This window comes from Paenibacillus sp. URB8-2 (genome assembly GCF_013393385.1).
In the GTDB taxonomy this organism is placed as follows: domain Bacteria; phylum Bacillota; class Bacilli; order Paenibacillales; family Paenibacillaceae; genus Paenibacillus_AQ.
Window position 1 is genome coordinate 2,274,913 of the sequence record NZ_AP023239.1, and the last position, 16,895, is coordinate 2,291,807.

Consider the following 16,895-nt stretch of genomic DNA (forward strand, 5'->3'; position numbering starts at 1 on the left):
GTTGACTTCGTGCACGGATTGGATTATTCTACTTTTGTCACTGATTTAGTAAATTAGTAAATTAGTAAATTAGTAAATAAAAAGATCGAAGGAACAGGTGAAATTGAAGATGAAAATTCCCACAACGCTTAAGCATAAACCGGTCATTGTGTCCGAGAATTACGAAAATGTGGACGGAAGATACGCCAATCAGACGGACGCCAAGGGATTGTCGCTCGGGCTGGCCCAGTGGAACGACCGGGGAAAAGTGGATATCTCGGCCAAAGTGTGGCGGTACACCGGCGAGAAGTGGTCCAGACAATCGGAGGAACTCCCGCTGCATCGGGTGCTCGATCTCGCCATTCTGGTAACGAGAAGCATGGTTCATTTTCGTGAGGCGTACCAATATCAGAATCTGTATGACCCCGAGAATCCAGTCATTGACCGTGTAGGCCTTCAGGGAGATGCGATGACCGTATCCGTATGCACGGACAACGACAGAATCAATGAAGATATCAAGCTGTTCAGCCAGGCCCTCAGCGATGACGGCGAACTGATCGGAGAACGACTGAAGACGTTGTCCACCATTTTGAAGGAAATGGGCTACTAAGCGGTCCGAAGAAGAAGGGAGGAAGAATGATGGCACTGGACAAACAAAAGAAGAAAGAACTCGCCTCGGCGTACGCGCATTCGTTTCGCCCAATGGGCGTTTACCAGATACGGAATGTGAAGAACGGCAAAGTTCTGGTGCTCGGCAGCATGGACCTGACCGGCGCCAGAAACCGGCTAGCTTTCATGCAGCAATCGAACCTTAACTCGATCCATGAATTGCAAAAGGACTGGAAAGCCTATGGCGGGGACAGCTTCGTATTCGAGGAACTGGATCAGATCAAGCCCCGCGAGGAAACGGTGAACGACATCTCCGAATTAAAAGATTACCAGGAAGAGGTGGATGCCTTACTTGAGCTGTGGATCGAGAAGCTGCAGCCCTTCGGGGACAAGGGGTACAACAAGCCGAAGCGAAAATAATAAGACTGCTGCCGAAGCCGTCCGGCCGGATCACGATGATAAGCGCAAGTCAAAAGAGCGGGCTGGGCGACTTGAGCAGATGATTAAACGGGTTAGAAGTTTAAATAGCACAAGACCGTACCCCTACCCTGGAATACGGTCTTGTGCTTGGTTCCGTCTGTTACCCTTCCGTTTCAAGGCTGCGGCCGTCAAGCGGCTGGACCGGGCGGTTATCATGCGGAAAAATGCTTCGGAACGCGGCGATCTGGTCTGCGGACCATTCCACCGGCTGCTTCAGGACGATCCACTGCACCCCCTCGGTGCACGGCGGTGTTGTCAGTGAACCTTGGTAGCGGTAAGTGTGAAGATCTCCGGGAAGCAAAGCATTCAGGTCGAACTTTCCCTCGATCACCGTCGCCTTTTCGTTTTCTTCCTTAGGGAGCCGGGACCACAGCTTGTTCAGCTCCGCGTTCTCCGCGCCACTGTTAATCAGAGCGCCAAGCACCGCAAATTCCCCGTCTGCGCTCTGGTGAACCAAATGCAATTCCATCTCGCCGTGCTTGCCGCTTACTTCATGCTCACTTGGCAAATGAAAGTGAAACTGTTTCAGCTTGTAGGTCTTTCCCTCCAGAACGATAACGTTGTTCTCCCCTTTAACGCTTACCTGAATGGTATGGCCGTTATTGACGAGAGACACATCCGAGGGAGAATAATTGACTTTAACCGGTGAGAGATTGCTGTCTTTCTCCACAGCGTCGTCCTCAATATCGATCGGCGACTGTTTCTTCCCCGCTTCGCAGGTCTTGAACTCTTCGCCAAGCTCGCCCCAATGTTCGGGAGAAGTCTCGCCCTCATAGGACCAGTGAATCGTCTTGGCACCGGTCCCCTGCACCGGCTTGTTTTCTGTGTTTGGTCCCGAATGTTCCCGGTCCGCGCAGCCTGCAAGCAGGCCGCCGAGCATCAGTCCGGAGAGCAAAAGCCGGGAATACGTGATGGTTGAACGCATCCTCATTCCTTCTTCCATATTATGTATTTGTGCACATGCTGCTCATTTTACTGGATGGAAAATACAGGAACAAGGGCGTGCGGTCCCATTTGGAAGTCTCTTTATCGACGGGACATTATGAGATGGAAGGGATTTCATCTTCCGAGCCCAAAAAAGCTGCTCCAAACGTCATAGGACAGTCCCGCCTGTTAGACGGGAGTTAGTCCCCATGACTTAGGGGGCAGCTTTATTTGAATGGCATAGGCTGGCTTGAATGATTACCGCTTCTTAACTTGCGCTTGTTCCGGCGCCTTCAGCGACCAATTCCGCCGAATCGGCATTCAGGGAAGCGTAGATAGCCTCCACCAATTGGTCCAGTTCCGGCAGCTGCTCCGGCTTAAGTGCGGAATGGATTTCAAACGGCTCGCCGATGAACTCGATTTTCTTCATGCTCTCCAGAATTTCCGTCATGTCTCTGACAGCCGCATTCGCCCAGGTATAGTTGCCGACCAGGGACACTTTGCGGTTCTGAAGGTTCAAAGACGCCATTTCATGAAGCAGGGCCTGCATACCATGGTACAGTCCGAGGTTGTAGGTCGGAGAACCGAATACGAGATGGCTGAACTTCCAGGCGTCTGCGATAATATAGGACGGATGGGTTTTGGACACATCGTACATGCGGATATCCTGAACTCCCTTGGCTGCGAGCTTGCCCGCGATCAGGTTCATAGCATTTTCCGTATTGCCGTACATGGAGGCATAGGCCAGAACAACGCCTTTCTTTTCCGGCTGGTAGGTGCTCCACTGTTGATACTTGTCAATGATATAGGACAGGTTCTCGCGCCATATCGGGCCGTGCAGCGGACAGATCATGTCGATCTCCAGCTTGGCCAGCTTTTTCAGCACCGTCTGCACCTGAGGCCCGTATTTGCCGACAATATTGGAATAATAGCGGCGGGACTCATCGAGGTATACTCCTTCAAAATCCGTCTGATCGGCAAAAATATTTCCCGAAAGCGAGCCGAAACAGCCGAAGGCGTCGGCGGAGAACAGAATTTTCTCCGAAACTTCATACGAGAACATGACCTCCGGCCAGTGAACGAAAGGAGCCATGAAGAAGCGGAGAGTGCGTTTGCCGAGCGGAAGCTCGTCCCCCTCTTTGACGATGAGGTAATTGTCCGGTTTGCTGAACGTGTAAAATTGCTCCATGAACTGGAACGTCTTTTTGTTGCCGACGATTTTCAGATCCGGATAACGGCGCAGCAATTCTTCGATATTAGCGCAGTGGTCGGGCTCCATGTGCCCCACAACCAGATAATCCAGGGAACGGCCATTCAACACATGCTCAATATTTTCCAGAAACTGGGCGCTGATCGCGGCATCCACGGTGTCCATCAGCGCGGTCTTTTCATCCAAAATCAAATGGGAATTATAGGCAACGCCTTGGGGCAGCGGGAACATATTCTCGAAGCGTTCCAGTCTTTTGTCGGTTCCGCCCACCCAAAATATTCCGGATGCGATTTCTTGTACATAATACATCGGTATTCCCTCCACATGCCTAAAATTTTTCTAATAATATACCAATAACGGCCAATAAAATAATTGACATATATCATGTTTTCAGAAATAAAGAGAAATTTTTCAAGATGTACATGTCAATAAATATTACATCGATTGGGCCGGGATTGGACATTTTTTCGAATAATAAATGGAAATGGAGGGGGTTTTCCGTATTTTAAAAGTATTCGGTCCAGAAGGCACGCAAAATATTACAAAATGGAGAACATGTCTGAATTTCAAAACCGTTTTCTCTTGGCGGAAGACAGAATCCGCATTTCTTCCCGGTATTTGGCCACGGTCCTGCGGGAAATCTCCAGACCTTCCTTTGCTAACAGTTCAGCAATGGTCTGATCCGCCAGCGGCTTGCGCTTATCCTCGGCATCAATCAACTGCTTGATGAGCCTTTTGACGCTCTCCGAGGAAGCGGACTCACCGTCCGCCGCGGCGAGAGCGGAGGTGAAGAAATATTTCAATTCGAACAGACCGCGCGGCGTCTGCATGTATTTATTGCTGACCGCCCGGCTGATCGTGGATTCATGCAGGCCGGTCTTTTCTGCGATTTCTTTTTGAGTAAGCGGTTTAAGTCCTTGAATACCCTCATCAAAAAAATCGCGCTGCATTTCCACGATGGCCTCGGCGACGCGCGTCAAGGTCTGCCGGCGCTGTTCCAGGCTTTTGATGAGCCAGGAGGCCGTATTGAACTTGTCATGGATAAACTGGCGGGCTTCCTCCTGATTGGGGAGTTCACGCAGCATTTGCCGGTAATAGGGATTAACCGAGACTTGCGGAGAACCGATGTCGCTCAGCCGAACCAGGTATCCGTCGTCCGATTTCTCAACCGTTATATCCGCAATGATGTACCGGTGCTCGTTATGGGCAAACACCGAGCCTGGAGACGGATTCAGCCGGCGTATCCGGTCGGCCGTTTCCTGGATCTCGGCAATGCTGGCCCCGAGCGAATCCGACATTTTTTGCAACCGATTGCATGACAAATCAGTCAAATGGAGCTGTACCATTGATACGGCAAGCGGATCTTCCTCGCCGCTGCGCCGAAGCTGCAGAAGAAGGCATTCTTCCAGACTGCGGGCGGCAATTCCCGCCGGTTCGAAACTCTGCACCAGCGTGAGGGTGTCCAGTACCTCACCTACGGGGATGCCCAACAGCCCGGCGGCCTCCCGGGCGTCCGTCTCCAGATAGCCTTTTTCATCCAGATTGCCGATAAGATATAACGCTGTCTTCCGCCGGGTGCCGGTCAGACCGCGCACCAGCCCAAGCTGCGCTTTCAGATGCTCATACAGAGTATCCGGCGGTTCGGCGATCCAATCCAGCGTGTCAACGGGATTCGCGCTTTTTGACTTGGAATATTCATCTCTTGTTTGTTCCCGCCGGCTGCTTGCGCCCGATATCGATATATCGTATTCCTGCAGATCAATTACCGGATTTTCATTCGCCTGTTCGCGTAAGTAGGACATCAGATCAGCAGAAGAATACTGCAGGATTTGGATGGCCTGACGCAATTCGGGCGTCATTGTCAGCTTCAATGCCTGTTCTTGTTTCAATCCAAATCGTATCATTGATCTGTCACAACTCCTTCGGGAACAAAACAGCGGCAGCTTGCCCGTGTCAGTTATCTATAAGTAGAGCATTTCGCGAATCCTATACGGGTTTCCTGCTAAATATCGAGCTTTTAGTTACACTTTTTTTGTTGCATTTGCACATCGAATCTATCACATTTTATTAGGGTGCATTTTTCATAGAGATTCATTTCCGGTTCATATATACTGAATCTCTAAAGTATTTTATAATGGTAAGCGCTTACTGTAAACAAGATTTGGGCTGGAGGTGTGCAAATGAAACGAATCGACCGAATTTTGGAATATATCGCGGAGCATACGAGAAAGCTCGCCGAAGAACATTTGCTGTACGACGGAGGAATTACCGCGGCCGAAATCGCCGCTCATCAGAACATGCTGAGGAACAACGTGAGCAAAGAGCTGAGCGACCTTCTCCGCGCCGACCATATCATCAAAATCAAGGGAAGACCGGTCAAGTTTCTGCATAAGCAGACCATCGAGGACATCTTCCGGATTCATCTGAAAGAGAAGCAGATTGAGGTGGGGAGTCTGGACGAGATCCTGCGACCCGGGGAACAGGTTGATCCATTTCATTCCCTGATCGGCTTCAAGGACAGTATGCGCAACCAGGTGGAGCAGGGAAAGGCTGCGATTCTGTATCCGCCGAGAGGCTTGCATACGCTGATTGTGGGTCAGACAGGAGTGGGCAAGACGCTGTTTGCCAAACTGATGTACAACTACGGCAAGCATATGAAGCGATTTTCCGAGGATTCTCCCTTTATCGTATTCAACTGCGCGGATTATTACAATAATCCCCAGCTTCTGATTTCCCATATTTTCGGTCATGTCAAAGGTGCGTTTACCGGAGCCGATTCGGAAAAAAAAGGACTGGTGGAAAAAGCGGACGGAGGCATTCTGTTTCTCGACGAGATTCACCGCCTGCCCCCGGAAGGCCAGGAAATGATTTTCTACTTCATGGATACGCATACGTACAACAAATTGGGAGAATCGGAGCGAAACCGGAGTGCGAATGTGCTGCTTGTTGCGGCTACGACGGAAGATCCGGGCTCTTCCATGCTGAAGACCTTTATCCGGCGCATCCCGATCACAATCAACATTCCTCCCTTGCAGGAGCGCACGCCTGCGGAACAGCTGCAGATTCTGAAGCATCTGCTGGAGAGCGAGGCCCTTCGCGTCAACAAGCCGATCAAGGTCGAATCGGAGGTCGTCAAAGCGCTAATCGGCAGTGTTACCTACGGAAATATCGGGCAACTGAAGTCGAATATCCAGCTCGTTTGCGCCAAAGGGTTTCTGAACAGCATCCGCGAGAACAGGGATGAAATTATACTCGATTTTAAACTGCTGCCGGGGAATATCCGCGAAGGTCTGTTCAACCTTGGAAAGAACCGCAGGGAGATTGAGGAATTCGGAGCGATTGCATCCCAGCTGTATATTACGCCCGAAGGAAGCCATGCGACGGAAGAAGAGGACGTTCTGGAACCGCCGTTCAACCTGTACAAGCTGATTGAAGACAAAATAAGCCTGCTCAAGGATGAAGGCCTCGACGACAGCTACATCAACAGATTCATCACTACGGACGTCAACATCCATATCAAAAGCTTCTATAACCGGTTCTACAACCTGAAAGGCAGCAGGGAACGGATTCTCAAAATCGTGGATAATGAAGTCCTTGAATTTGCCGAAGAGGTGAAGCTGCTGGTCGAGGAGGAGCTGGACCGAAAATGCAGCGAACGGTTCGTCTATGCCTTCAGTCTTCATCTGAGCGCTTTCCTCAAGCGAATCCGGGAGAAGAAATACGGCGGCAAGCCCGTCTATGATCCCGTTAACCAGAATGATGAAGAATACAGAGTGGCCCTGACCATCAAGGACATGATCGAAGCCAGGTTCGGGATAGATGTGCCCGGAGCCGAAATTACGTATGTGGCGATCCTGCTCAAATCGGTGGAGGAGGAGCGGCAGGGCAATGTGGGAATAATCGTCGCGGCGCACGGCAACAGTACGGCGAGCAGCATCGTCGGCGTTGTCGACAGTCTGCTCGGCAGTTCGAATATTTGCGCGGTTGATATGCCGCTTGATGTCAGCCCAAGAGAAATCTTGGAGATTATTATCGACAAGGTTAAGAGCATCGACAGCGGCAGGGGCGTCCTGATGCTGGTAGATATGGGCTCCCTGCTCAGTTTCGAAGCAACCATTATGGAACGGGCCGGAATCAAGGTCAAGACGATCGACATGGTGTCCACGCCGCTTACCCTTGAAGCTGTGCGAAAGGCCAGCATACTCGATATGGAGCTTGAGGATATTTACCGGTCGCTGAAGGATTTCAGAGGTTACAATAATATGGAAGCTTCGGTAAACGCCATATTGGATAACAAGGTCATCGTCACGGTCTGCTCCTCCGGCAAAGGCGCCGCGATCAAGGTTAAGGAATTTGTGGAGAAAATCGTTTACGATCTTACGGAGAAGAAAATGACGGTAATTCCGGCGAAGATCAAGGAACTGGACAAAGTGGTCAAAGAGCTGCAGACCAAGCAAAGCGTTCTGGCCGTTATTGGAGTAAAGCGGCCTAGCGACCGGGGCGTTCCGTTCATTCCTTTGGAACAGCTGATTGATGCAAGTGGCGAAGAGCTGCTGAGAGAACTGCTGCTGCACAATGAGCTTCCTGTCGCACAGACCAATGAGAGTGTGGTCATCAAGGATTTGTGCGAAGACAGCCTGAAGGAATTCCTGACGTATCTGAATCCGCACAAAATATTGGGAACCTTGATGAGATTTGTTCAGGAGCTTGAACGGGAACTGCAGACCGATTTCGAATATGCGATGAAAGTCCAGATTGCCATCCATACGGCCCACGCGCTGGAGCGGATGGTCATACATGACGGGCTGGTTTACCGCGGGGAGACGGAGACGCTCGATTCTCATATCATGAATGCGGTGAACCGCGCTTGTGGCATATTCGCCTCAGGTATTAATTTAACCCTGTCCGACGATGAAAAATATTATATTTGCGAAATGTTGGGCGATGTATATAAAACGGCTCCATTATAGAAGTCAAGAGTATGAAGCGTTTTCATTAGTGTATGACAAATTAAAAATAGAACAAAAACATGCACTTTCAAAAGAGCGAAAATCCCTGATACAGTCGGGGATTTTTTGTTTTTTCGAAATTTTTTGGGGTTATACAGAAGTTTGGCACGGGTCTTGCATATCTAATATAGGCGTAGGGTTATCCAAGGGGGTGAGTAAATGATTGGAGTTATTGTAGGTACACATGGAAAGTTTTCAGAAGAACTGCTGAGGTCGACGTCCATGGTTTACGGAGAGTTGGAAAATGTGGCAGGAGTAACGTTCGAACCCGGTGAAAGCGTTAACGGGCTTGTCGATAAATTCAAAGCGGCTTTGAATACGCTTGATTGGAGCGACGGTGCTATTTTTCTTGTCGATTTGTTCGGTGGCAGTCCGTACAATGCCGCCAGCCGGATTGCGGCCGGTTATGAGAACATAGACATTGTATCCGGAGTGAACCTGCCCATGATTGTTGACGTTCTGGTCAACCGATCGTCGGAGGAATTAGGAGGTTTGGCTCAGCTGGCGATCAACGCAGGTTGTGATTCAATGAAATCGTTCCGCAGCATTAGAGACAGTCAAGCAGAGGAGGAGTTGTAAGATGGAAATTTCATTTGTTCGGATTGATGACCGTCTGATTCACGGCCAAGTGGCAACGGTATGGGTGAAAGAAACGAAGTGCAACAAGATTATCGCGGTCAGCGATGAAGTGGCAGCGGATACATTGCGGAAAACCCTGCTGCTGCAAGTGTCTCCCCCGGGGATCAAGGCTTACGTCGTTACCATCGACAAAGCGATCGAGGCATATAACAATCCGAAGTATGCCGATTTCAAGACCTTGTTCCTCTTTACCAATCCGACTGACGTAGTGCGGGTGGTAGAAGGAGGGGTGCCGTTCAAGTCGGTGAATGTCGGCGGCATGTGCTACAAGGAAGGCAAGACACAGATTACGGGAGCGGTATCTGTCGACAAGCAGGACGTCGATGCTTTCCGCAAGCTTCATGAAAAGGGAATCGAATTGGAGATCAGAAAAGTCGCCAGCGATCCGAAGGTGAATCTGATGTCCAAGATTCATGATTTATAGTCGAGGAAATAAGAGAGGGGTTATAACATGAGTACTTTTGAAATCGTAATGGTAGCGCTCGTTGCGGCCATATGCGGCATGGGCAGCGTACTCGACGAAGGACAGACGCATCGGCCGCTGATTGCATGTACGCTGATCGGTCTGGTCCTTGGCGATATCAAGACAGGGATCATTCTTGGCGGCACATTGGAACTGATGGCGCTGGGCTGGATGAACGTCGGCGCATCCATGGCTCCCGACGCCGCGCTCGCGAGCGTGGTATCGACGATCCTTGTTATCGTAGGGCATCAGTCGATAGGCGCCGGTATTGCCGTAGCCATACCGATTGCGGCCGCAGGCCAGGTTCTTACCATTTTTGTTCGAACGATCACCGTATTCTTCCAGCATTTGGCGGATAAATACGCGGAATCATCGAATTTCAGGGGAATTGAGCTATGTCACTTTATAGCGCTGCTGCTTCAAGGTTTGCGCGTCGCGCTGCCGGCTGTTCTGGTAGCGGTTGCAGCTGAAACGGGGCTGGTTACGAGCCTGTTGGATTCTATTCCGGAGGTCGTAACGAGAGGTCTGCAAATTGCGGGCGGATTTATCGTCGTCGTCGGTTATGCCATGGTTATCAATATGATGTCCGCCCGGTACCTGATGCCTTTCTTCTTTCTCGGTTTCGTCGTTGCCGCCTTTACGGGCATCAACCTGGTCGGCTTCGGTATTGTTGGCGCGGTTCTGGCCATTCTGTACATCCAATTGAATCCGAAATATAACGCGCAGAGCGCGGCGGTGGATGAAATCGATGAGCTGTAGCAAGCTTCCAAAGAAAGAGGGGATTATACAATGGAAGATAAGAAATTAACTAAAAAAGATTTAAACAGCATGTTTGTTCGCTCTTGGTTTCTGCTCGGATCGTTCAACTTTGAACGGATGCAGTCGATCGGCTTCTGCGTCACGCTGATCCCGGCAATCAAACGGCTTTACAGCAAGAAAGAAGATCAAAAAGAAGCTTTGAAGCGACATCTGGAGTTCTTCAACACACAGCCGTTTATTTCAGCCCCGATTATGGGGGTAACGGCCGCAATGGAAGAGCAAAAGGCCAACGGACAGGAAATTGATAACGCTACCATAAGCGGTGTGAAAGTCGGCCTGATGGGTCCGCTCGCTGGTGTAGGCGATCCGATTTACTGGGGAACCTTGCGTCCGGTATTCGCGGCGCTCGGCGCTTCCATCGCCCTGACCGGCAGTATTGTCGGACCGCTCCTGTTCTTCCTCCTCTTCAACGTTTGCCGTCTGGCGACCAAGTGGTACGGCTTGAAGTACGGTTATGAGAAGGGAACGGAGATTGTTTCCGATATGTCGGGCAACCGGCTGCGCAAGCTTACGGAATCGGCTTCCATACTTGGACTCTTCGTCATGGGCGCGCTGGTTTCCAAATGGACTAGTATCAACGTGCCCCTGGTAGTCTCCAAATATACGGGCGCGGACGGCAAAGAAGTGATTACTACGGTCCAGATGATTCTGGACCAATTAATGCCGGGACTGCTGCCTCTTCTGCTGACTTTCCTGTGCATGAAGCTGCTGAAGAAGAAAGTGAACGCAATCGCCCTTATCTTTGCATTATTTGCGGTAGGCATTATCGGATATGCGCTGGGCGTATTGGCATAAAGCGAATACAGCTTTCCGCCCGGTTCCGTCAGGAGCCGTCCATTGGCAGGCCGGTCAAGGATAAAACCTTGGCCGGCCTGTTTGCTTGTGTAAACCTCAGAACTCCGCTAATGACTCATTTTTGCAGTCTTTGGATGTGTTTTTTCGCGTTATGCCTTAAACTGGGGTCATGAGAAGGCTGCCCGAGTGGAGATCCAAGGCAGTGAATTTGTCGAATGAAACCGCAGGGGGTAAGGCATGGAGAAGCTGGTGGAAGCCATACAGGAGGAACTGTTAAAGCATTTGGTCTTGGAGAGCGTTCAACCGGAAGACCCGATCAAGGTCCGAAATGTTCCGGGGCCATGGGTGCTGCTCGGATCGGGGAATTATGCGGCGGTGCTCCTCCATCCCGAATACGAGGATTATGCGGTGAAGGTGTATGCGCCCGGAAGACCGGGCCTTACGGAAGAAGCGGAGGTTTATCGGCGTCTCGGCGCTCACCCCGCTTATTCGGTGCTTTATCATGCCGGACCTAATTTTCTGCTGCTCAAGCGGCTTAGGGGAATTACCTTTTACGACTGCATCAAAAGGGGGATTTCCATTACTGATCAGTCCATCCGCGACATTGATGAGGCATTGAAATATGCAGTTTCACGGGGGCTTCACCCCCATGATGTCCACGCTAAAAATGTAATGCTGGGGGACGGGCGCGGCCTGATTGTGGACATCTCGGATTTTCTGAAGCAGGAAGACTGCACCATGTGGAACGACTTCAAAAAAGCGTACAGCCGCCTGTACCGGCCGGTAGCCTCCTTCGGGGTGTTTCCGGTTCCGGACACGGTGCTGGAAGCGGTCAGGAAAGGTTACCGGTTGTGGAGGCGCAAACGGAGCTGAAGAACCAGCGGGATCGACTGTAAAAGCACGAAGGAATAGTTGATGGCAGGTTACTTTTCCCTTTTGCAAGGCATCCTACAGCTTGGGGCCGATCTTCGGATCGCGCCGGACAAGCAGACCAAGGGTATGCGCGATCCTTCGGTTCTAGGCGATGTCAAGCGAAACGGCGGCTTTTTAACATTTCAGGGAACCAGACCTTTCTGGTTTCTCCAAGTCTTTTAGCTCGCCCGCGCGGATCAAAGTCGGGTCCGGCAGCTTCGTTGCAGCGAATCGCCCAAGGCATGGTGAACGGTGAATAAAAAGGGTAAATGTGAAGTATACCGTTAAGACAAATACGATTAGGTTCACTACAAAGGAGATGCGGAAATGATTGTTACTTTGACCGTTAACCCAAGCGTAGACGCCAGCACCGGAATCCATGAGGTCGTTCCCGACCATAAGCTCCGCTGCCGTGAAGCGACTTATAAACCCGGAGGCGGCGGGGTTAACGTCTCCAGAGCCATCCACAGATTGGGAGGAGAGGCTCTGGCTCTGTATACATCGGGAGGTCTGCACGGACAACTTATTCATCAAATGCTGGAGAAAGAAGGCGTTAGCCATCAGGCAATTCCGATACAAGGACAAACGAGGGAAAATTTAATTGTACTGGAGGAGTCGACCGGGCAGCAGTTCCGGTTCGATATGCCGGGTCCGACATTCAATGAGGAAGACCGGCAGCGGTGTCTCGATCAATTGAATAAGCTAACGGCCAAACCGGATTATCTTGTCTTGAGCGGCAGTCTGCCCCCCGGATGTCCGGCAGATTTCTACGCCCGGATCATCAGGTCCGTTAAGGATTGGAATTGCCGGGTAATCGTGGATACATCGGGAGAAGCTCTTCAACTTGCAGCCGATGCGGGCGTGTATCTGCTAAAGCCCAATGCGCGCGAGCTTGAAGAGTTGACCGGAATGAAGCTAACGGGCGATGATGAATTGAAGGCTGCAGCGAAGAGGCTCATCGCGGAAGGCCGGACCGAAGCGGTCATCGTCTCGCTGGGAGCCAAAGGGGCTTTTATGATTTCTAAAGAAGGAACCGAGCATATTTCCGCTCCCAAGGTTCCCGTTGCCAGTGTTGTGGGCGCGGGCGACAGTCTGGTAGCCGGAGTCGTTCACCGGTTGGAGCAGGGGGGACCTTTAGCGGAAGCCGTCCGCTTCGGAATTGCCGCCGGAGCGGCTGCCGTTATGAATCCCGAGAGGGAGCTGTGCAAACGGGAGGATACCGAAAGGCTGTTCAAGAGCATGACGCAGAATTAGTCAGTCCCTTTCAGGCGGACGGGAGCTGAGAGGATGAATGGGCTGCGCCATCATCCCTAGCAGGAACACGCAAGGACGGGAAAACCTCCCTTTTATTATTGGGAAAAAGGGGTATCGCAAACAATAAGCGGGAAAAGCTCCGGCTTATTGTTTGCGTTTTTTTAGTTTTCGGCAAAAACGCCTGATTTAAGGGGAGGAATTCCCCTCCAATCTTGGCATAGCCCCTTATTGATAAAATAAGGTGGAGGAATTCCGTTTCATTGAAAGGTCGAGCCGGGTAAGCCGTGTACCCGCTGCACGACCTTTTTAACATGGGAAAAAATCGAACGAAGCTGTCCCCCAGTATAGAGAAGCCACTTACGGGACAGCTTCTTCATGTTTTCATTCCGTTAACTGTTTTACGAAAGTTTTACCTCAGCCTGAATTTTCCAATGTTTATGTTTTACATTCAAGTCTTACACTGGCAGAGGTTGTACAAGAGATGATTGTTAATCTTAAGGAGGCATTCGCAATGAGCGAGCTTGATAATCAATGGAGCCTTCCCGCTGGAACAAGAAGGGCTTCTGCCGGTGCCGGCCTGCGGACGGTTTCGTTGAAAAGGCTGAGAATACGGGAAAATATGCTTGCCTATGCCTTTCTGGCGCCTTCGCTGCTGCTGTTCGGGGTGTTTTTGTTCTATCCTCTGCTGCGATCGGTCTATCTTAGTCTGTACAGCACGGACCCGGCTGGAAGAGTGGCTTCATTTGTCGGGACGGAGAATTTCAAGGCACTGTTTACCTCCGGCCTGTTCCTGGATGGCATTCGCGTGACCGCGCTGTTTGCGCTTCTCACCGTTCCGTCAGGGATGCTGATCGCTCTCGTGCTTGCGGCTTTTACCCATAATCTTCTGAGGGGCAAACGGCTGTTCCAATTCGCATTCTCGCTTCCGATGGTGCTTTCCGTCGGTTCCGCGGCCGTCATCTGGAAGTTCCTGTTTCATCCGTCGCTTGGCATGCTGAACTACGGACTGGAGCAGGCCGGTTTCGCGCCGGTTCCCTGGCTGATCAGCCCGAAGTGGGCGCTGCTCTCCGTCTCGCTTATGACCGTCTGGATGAATCTTGGCTTTAATTACATTATTATTTCCAGCGGCATGCAGGGCATTCCCGATGATATGTACGAGAGCGCCAAGATCGACGGTGCAGGTCCGGTGGCGATGTTCCGCCAAATTACGATTCCGCTTCTGTCTCCGACTCTGTTCTTCGTTTTGGTTGTATCGATCATAAGCGCCTTTCAATCATTCGGACAGATTAATATTTTGACCCAAGGCGGTCCGATGAACAGTACCAATGTCTTTGTCTACTCCATTTACCGGGAGGCCTTCGTCAATTTCCGGTTTGGAACGGGCAGTGCGCAGGCGCTAATGCTGTTCCTGGTCATCATGCTCCTTACCCTGGTTCAATTCAAATGGGTCGAAAGGAAAGTGCATTATCAATGAAAAAGCATACCGCTGAACAAGCCGCTGTCTATCTTATCCTCACCGTGACTGCCGTATTTGTGCTGTATCCGGTGGTGTACAGCTTCTTTCTGTCCGTGATGAAGCCGGAGGAAGCAAGCGCCTTTCCGCCGTCAATCGTTCCGCATACGTTCAATCCGGCAAATTTCATCGACGTATTCGGCATCGTGCCGATCGCAGCCTTTATCGGAAATACATTTCTCGTATCGGGCATCGTTATGGCCGGCCAGCTCATTACGGCAAGCCTTGCGGCTTACGCTTTTGCCAAAATGGATTTCAAGGGTAAAGGCTTCATTTTCAGCCTGTTTGTCGCTTCGATGATGGTTCCCTGGGAAGTGACGATGATCCCGAATTATTTGACGGTCCGCAGCTTGAACTGGCTCGACACCTATCAGGGCCTTACGGTTCCTTTTCTGGCGACGGCGTTCGGCACTTTCCTGCTGCGCCAGTTCTTCCTCCAGCTGCCGAAAGAGCTTTTCGAAGCGGCGAGGATGGACGGCTGCGGACATATCCGCTATTTTGTGCTGCATGTGCTGCCGCTGTCCCGGCCTGCGATCGGCACCTTGGCCGTCTATTCCTTTTTGAATATGTATAACTCCTATCTGTGGCCGCTGCTGATTACGAATAGTGAAATGATGCGGACGGTGCAGATCGGCATATCCATGCTGGAATTTCAGGAATCGACGTCGTGGAATCTGGTGTTCGCCGGAATTACGCTCGCCATTTTGCCTTCGCTGCTGCTGCTTGTATTCGGTTTGAAGCAGCTGGTGCGCGGCATGTCGGCGGGAGCGTTGAAAGGTTAGAAGGCCTTGGGCCTTTGGGAGAAATCAACTGCTTCTTGCAGATGATAGATAGAACCAAAAGATGGATAATCGAAAAGGAGAGGTTCGTATCATGAAGAGGTTTATCTTGGGAAGGCTGCGCTTCAGACGCGGCATGATTCTGGTACTCGCAATGTTTTTGGTGGTTTTGGCAGGCTGCGGAGGGAATTCGGGCGCGAACTCGAATACGGAAGCAAACAAAACATCGTCTAACAACGCAGAAGCCAGTGATAAGGCGGTTAGCGCCGCAGCCACACCGGTGAAAATTACGTGGTGGCACTCCATGTCGGGCGCTGGAGAGAAGGCCATCAACAAGATTGCAACCGACTTTAACGCAAGCCATCCGGAGATTCAGGTTGAAGCGATCTATCAGGGCAAGTATGACGAGAGCCTTAACAAGCTAAAAGCTTCGCTCGGTTCTGACAGCGGCCCGGATCTGATGCAGGTATATGAGATCGGCAGCAAATTCATGATCGACTCCAAGATGATTACTCCTGTGCAGAAATTTATCGACGAGGATAAATTTGACTTGTCCTCACTGGAACCGAACATCACCCGCTATTATACGATCGGCGGCCAACTGAACGCGATGCCGTTCAATACGTCCAATCCGATTCTTTATTACAACAAAGACGCTTTTAAAGCGGCGGGACTCGATCCCGAGAATCCGCCCAAGACCTTCGAAGAATTTGAAGCAGCTGCCAAAGCGCTGAGCAAGAACGGCAAGCCGGGAGCGGCGATCGCGATCTACGGCTGGTTCATGGAGCAGCTGTTCGCCAATCAGAATGCCGAGTATGTCAACGGCGGCAATGGACGGGATACGGCTGCGACGGAATCTCTACTTGCTTCGGATGCCGGGGTGAAGACGCTGGAATGGTGGAAAAAGCTGGTGGATGAAAAAGCTGTCGCCAACCTTGGACGCGATACGGATGACACGGACAGCGCATTTGCCGCCGGACAAGTGGCGATGACTCTCAATTCGACGGCCGCCCTGCGGAAGATGGTGGACGCGGTTGGCGGCAAGTTTCAGGTAGGAACCGGCTTCCTGCCGAGACCGGCCGATGCCAAAGAAGGAGGCGTTGTTGTCGGCGGAGCCAGCCTTTATATCATGAACAACAAGTCGGAAGAACAACAGAAAGCCGCATGGGAATTCATCAAATATGTGGCTTCACCTGAAGTACAGGCTGAGTGGAGCGTTAGCACCGGCTACTTCCCGATCACGAAGGCTGCATACGATCAGCAGGTTTTGAAAGACAACATGGTCAAATACCCGCAGTTCCAGACGGCCGTCGACCAGCTTCATGCTTCCAGCGCTTCAAATGCCACTTCAGGTGCGGTAATGGGTGTCTTCCCGGAAGCGCGCCAGATCGTTGAAGGCGCCATCGAAGAGGCACTGAACGGACAGAAGCAGCCGAATAAGGCGCTGCAGGATGCAGCGGCGCAGATAACCGACAAGCTCAAGCAGTACAATGAAACGGTAAAATAATAT

At 51.2% G+C, this 16,895-nt stretch carries 16 protein-coding genes; 13 read left to right on the forward strand and 3 right to left on the reverse strand.

The features are described 5' to 3' along the window. Nucleotides 1-109: 109 nt before the first annotated feature. Nucleotides 110-589 (forward strand): DUF6530 family protein, encoded by a 480-nt coding sequence (locus PUR_RS10360; protein WP_124697769.1) that lies wholly within the window; start codon nt 110-112, stop codon nt 587-589. Between the two features lie 29 nt (nt 590-618). Beyond that, complete coding sequence (locus tag PUR_RS10365) at nt 619-1,008, forward strand: GIY-YIG nuclease family protein (RefSeq protein WP_179035174.1); 390 nt, start codon at nt 619-621, stop codon at nt 1,006-1,008. Between the two features lie 160 nt (nt 1,009-1,168). On the opposite strand, the gene PUR_RS10370 is transcribed toward PUR_RS10365, so the two are convergent. The 3 genes from PUR_RS10370 to rpoN form a co-directional block, all read right to left on the reverse strand. Then, complete coding sequence (locus PUR_RS10370; protein WP_179035175.1) at nt 1,169-1,993, reverse strand: carbonic anhydrase; 825 nt, start codon at nt 1,991-1,993, stop codon at nt 1,169-1,171. Between the two features lie 267 nt (nt 1,994-2,260). After that, nucleotides 2,261-3,511, reverse strand: a complete 1,251-nt coding sequence (locus tag PUR_RS10375; RefSeq protein WP_179035176.1) for an FprA family A-type flavoprotein — start codon at nt 3,509-3,511, stop codon at nt 2,261-2,263. Between the two features lie 257 nt (nt 3,512-3,768). Then, nucleotides 3,769-5,106, reverse strand: coding sequence for an RNA polymerase factor sigma-54 (gene rpoN, locus PUR_RS10380; RefSeq protein WP_179035177.1), 1,338 nt, complete (start codon nt 5,104-5,106; stop codon nt 3,769-3,771). 276 nt (nt 5,107-5,382) lie between these two features. Here rpoN and PUR_RS10385 point away from each other — a divergent pair, with 276 nt between their 5' ends. The 11 genes from PUR_RS10385 to PUR_RS10435 all read left to right on the forward strand — a co-directional run bounded on the left by PUR_RS10385 (nt 5,383) and on the right by PUR_RS10435 (nt 16,892). Continuing rightward, complete coding sequence (locus tag PUR_RS10385; RefSeq protein ID WP_179035178.1) at nt 5,383-8,172, forward strand: sigma-54-dependent transcriptional regulator; 2,790 nt, start codon at nt 5,383-5,385, stop codon at nt 8,170-8,172. Nucleotides 8,173-8,370: 198 nt separating this feature from the next. Then, nucleotides 8,371-8,790: a PTS sugar transporter subunit IIA gene (locus PUR_RS10390; protein ID WP_179035179.1), complete on the forward strand. Its 420-nt coding sequence runs from the start codon at nt 8,371-8,373 to the stop codon at nt 8,788-8,790. 1 nt (nt 8,791) lies between these two features. Then, nucleotides 8,792-9,274 carry a mannose/fructose/sorbose PTS transporter subunit IIB gene (locus PUR_RS10395; protein ID WP_179035180.1) on the forward strand — a complete coding sequence of 161 codons (483 nt, stop codon included), beginning with the start codon at nt 8,792-8,794 and terminating at the stop codon, nt 9,272-9,274. 27 nt (nt 9,275-9,301) lie between these two features. Next, nucleotides 9,302-10,072 (forward strand): PTS mannose/fructose/sorbose transporter subunit IIC, encoded by a 771-nt coding sequence (locus PUR_RS10400; protein WP_179035181.1) that lies wholly within the window; start codon nt 9,302-9,304, stop codon nt 10,070-10,072. 30 nt (nt 10,073-10,102) lie between these two features. Then, nucleotides 10,103-10,927 carry a PTS mannose transporter subunit IID gene (gene manZ, locus PUR_RS10405; protein ID WP_179035182.1) on the forward strand — a complete coding sequence of 275 codons (825 nt, stop codon included), beginning with the start codon at nt 10,103-10,105 and terminating at the stop codon, nt 10,925-10,927. 237 nt (nt 10,928-11,164) lie between these two features. Continuing rightward, complete coding sequence (locus PUR_RS10410; RefSeq protein WP_179035183.1) at nt 11,165-11,800, forward strand: serine/threonine-protein kinase; 636 nt, start codon at nt 11,165-11,167, stop codon at nt 11,798-11,800. 42 nt (nt 11,801-11,842) lie between these two features. Then, a complete protein-coding gene (locus PUR_RS10415; protein WP_179035184.1) occupies nt 11,843-12,022 on the forward strand; it encodes a hypothetical protein in 180 nt (59 codons plus the stop codon). Between the two features lie 144 nt (nt 12,023-12,166). Next, nucleotides 12,167-13,093: a 1-phosphofructokinase family hexose kinase gene (locus PUR_RS10420; protein ID WP_179035185.1), complete on the forward strand. Its 927-nt coding sequence runs from the start codon at nt 12,167-12,169 to the stop codon at nt 13,091-13,093. Nucleotides 13,094-13,604: 511 nt separating this feature from the next. Beyond that, the gene (locus tag PUR_RS10425; RefSeq protein ID WP_179035186.1) at nt 13,605-14,567 is read left to right on the forward strand and encodes a carbohydrate ABC transporter permease; all 963 of its coding nucleotides are present in this window, start codon (nt 13,605-13,607) and stop codon (nt 14,565-14,567) included. Beyond that, entirely contained in the window at nt 14,564-15,388 is an 825-nt protein-coding gene (locus PUR_RS10430; protein WP_179035187.1) for a carbohydrate ABC transporter permease, read from the forward strand. Before PUR_RS10425 ends, PUR_RS10430 begins: the two co-directional genes overlap by 4 nt. A gap of 133 nt (nt 15,389-15,521) precedes the next feature. Then, on the forward strand, nt 15,522-16,892 hold the full coding sequence (locus PUR_RS10435; RefSeq protein WP_197970148.1) for an ABC transporter substrate-binding protein: 1,371 nt from the start codon (nt 15,522-15,524) through the stop codon (nt 16,890-16,892). Nucleotides 16,893-16,895 lie beyond the last annotated feature (3 nt).

Coding starts and splice junctions, on each gene's coding strand:
- rpoN (WP_179035177.1), bottom strand. CDS start 5,106: ATGATACGATTTGGATTGAAACAAGAACAGGCATTGAAGCTGACAATG.
- PUR_RS10370 (WP_179035175.1), bottom strand. CDS start 1,993: ATGCGTTCAACCATCACGTATTCCCGGCTTTTGCTCTCCGGACTGATG.
- PUR_RS10365 (WP_179035174.1), top strand. CDS start 619: ATGGCACTGGACAAACAAAAGAAGAAAGAACTCGCCTCGGCGTACGCG.
- PUR_RS10430 (WP_179035187.1), top strand. CDS start 14,564: ATGAAAAAGCATACCGCTGAACAAGCCGCTGTCTATCTTATCCTCACC.
- PUR_RS10375 (WP_179035176.1), bottom strand. CDS start 3,511: ATGTATTATGTACAAGAAATCGCATCCGGAATATTTTGGGTGGGCGGA.
- PUR_RS10395 (WP_179035180.1), top strand. CDS start 8,792: ATGGAAATTTCATTTGTTCGGATTGATGACCGTCTGATTCACGGCCAA.
- PUR_RS10435 (WP_197970148.1), top strand. CDS start 15,522: ATGATTCTGGTACTCGCAATGTTTTTGGTGGTTTTGGCAGGCTGCGGA.
- PUR_RS10390 (WP_179035179.1), top strand. CDS start 8,371: ATGATTGGAGTTATTGTAGGTACACATGGAAAGTTTTCAGAAGAACTG.
- PUR_RS10415 (WP_179035184.1), top strand. CDS start 11,843: ATGGCAGGTTACTTTTCCCTTTTGCAAGGCATCCTACAGCTTGGGGCC.
- PUR_RS10425 (WP_179035186.1), top strand. CDS start 13,605: ATGAGCGAGCTTGATAATCAATGGAGCCTTCCCGCTGGAACAAGAAGG.
- PUR_RS10400 (WP_179035181.1), top strand. CDS start 9,302: ATGAGTACTTTTGAAATCGTAATGGTAGCGCTCGTTGCGGCCATATGC.
- PUR_RS10420 (WP_179035185.1), top strand. CDS start 12,167: ATGATTGTTACTTTGACCGTTAACCCAAGCGTAGACGCCAGCACCGGA.
- PUR_RS10360 (WP_124697769.1), top strand. CDS start 110: ATGAAAATTCCCACAACGCTTAAGCATAAACCGGTCATTGTGTCCGAG.
- PUR_RS10410 (WP_179035183.1), top strand. CDS start 11,165: ATGGAGAAGCTGGTGGAAGCCATACAGGAGGAACTGTTAAAGCATTTG.
- PUR_RS10385 (WP_179035178.1), top strand. CDS start 5,383: ATGAAACGAATCGACCGAATTTTGGAATATATCGCGGAGCATACGAGA.
- manZ (WP_179035182.1), top strand. CDS start 10,103: ATGGAAGATAAGAAATTAACTAAAAAAGATTTAAACAGCATGTTTGTT.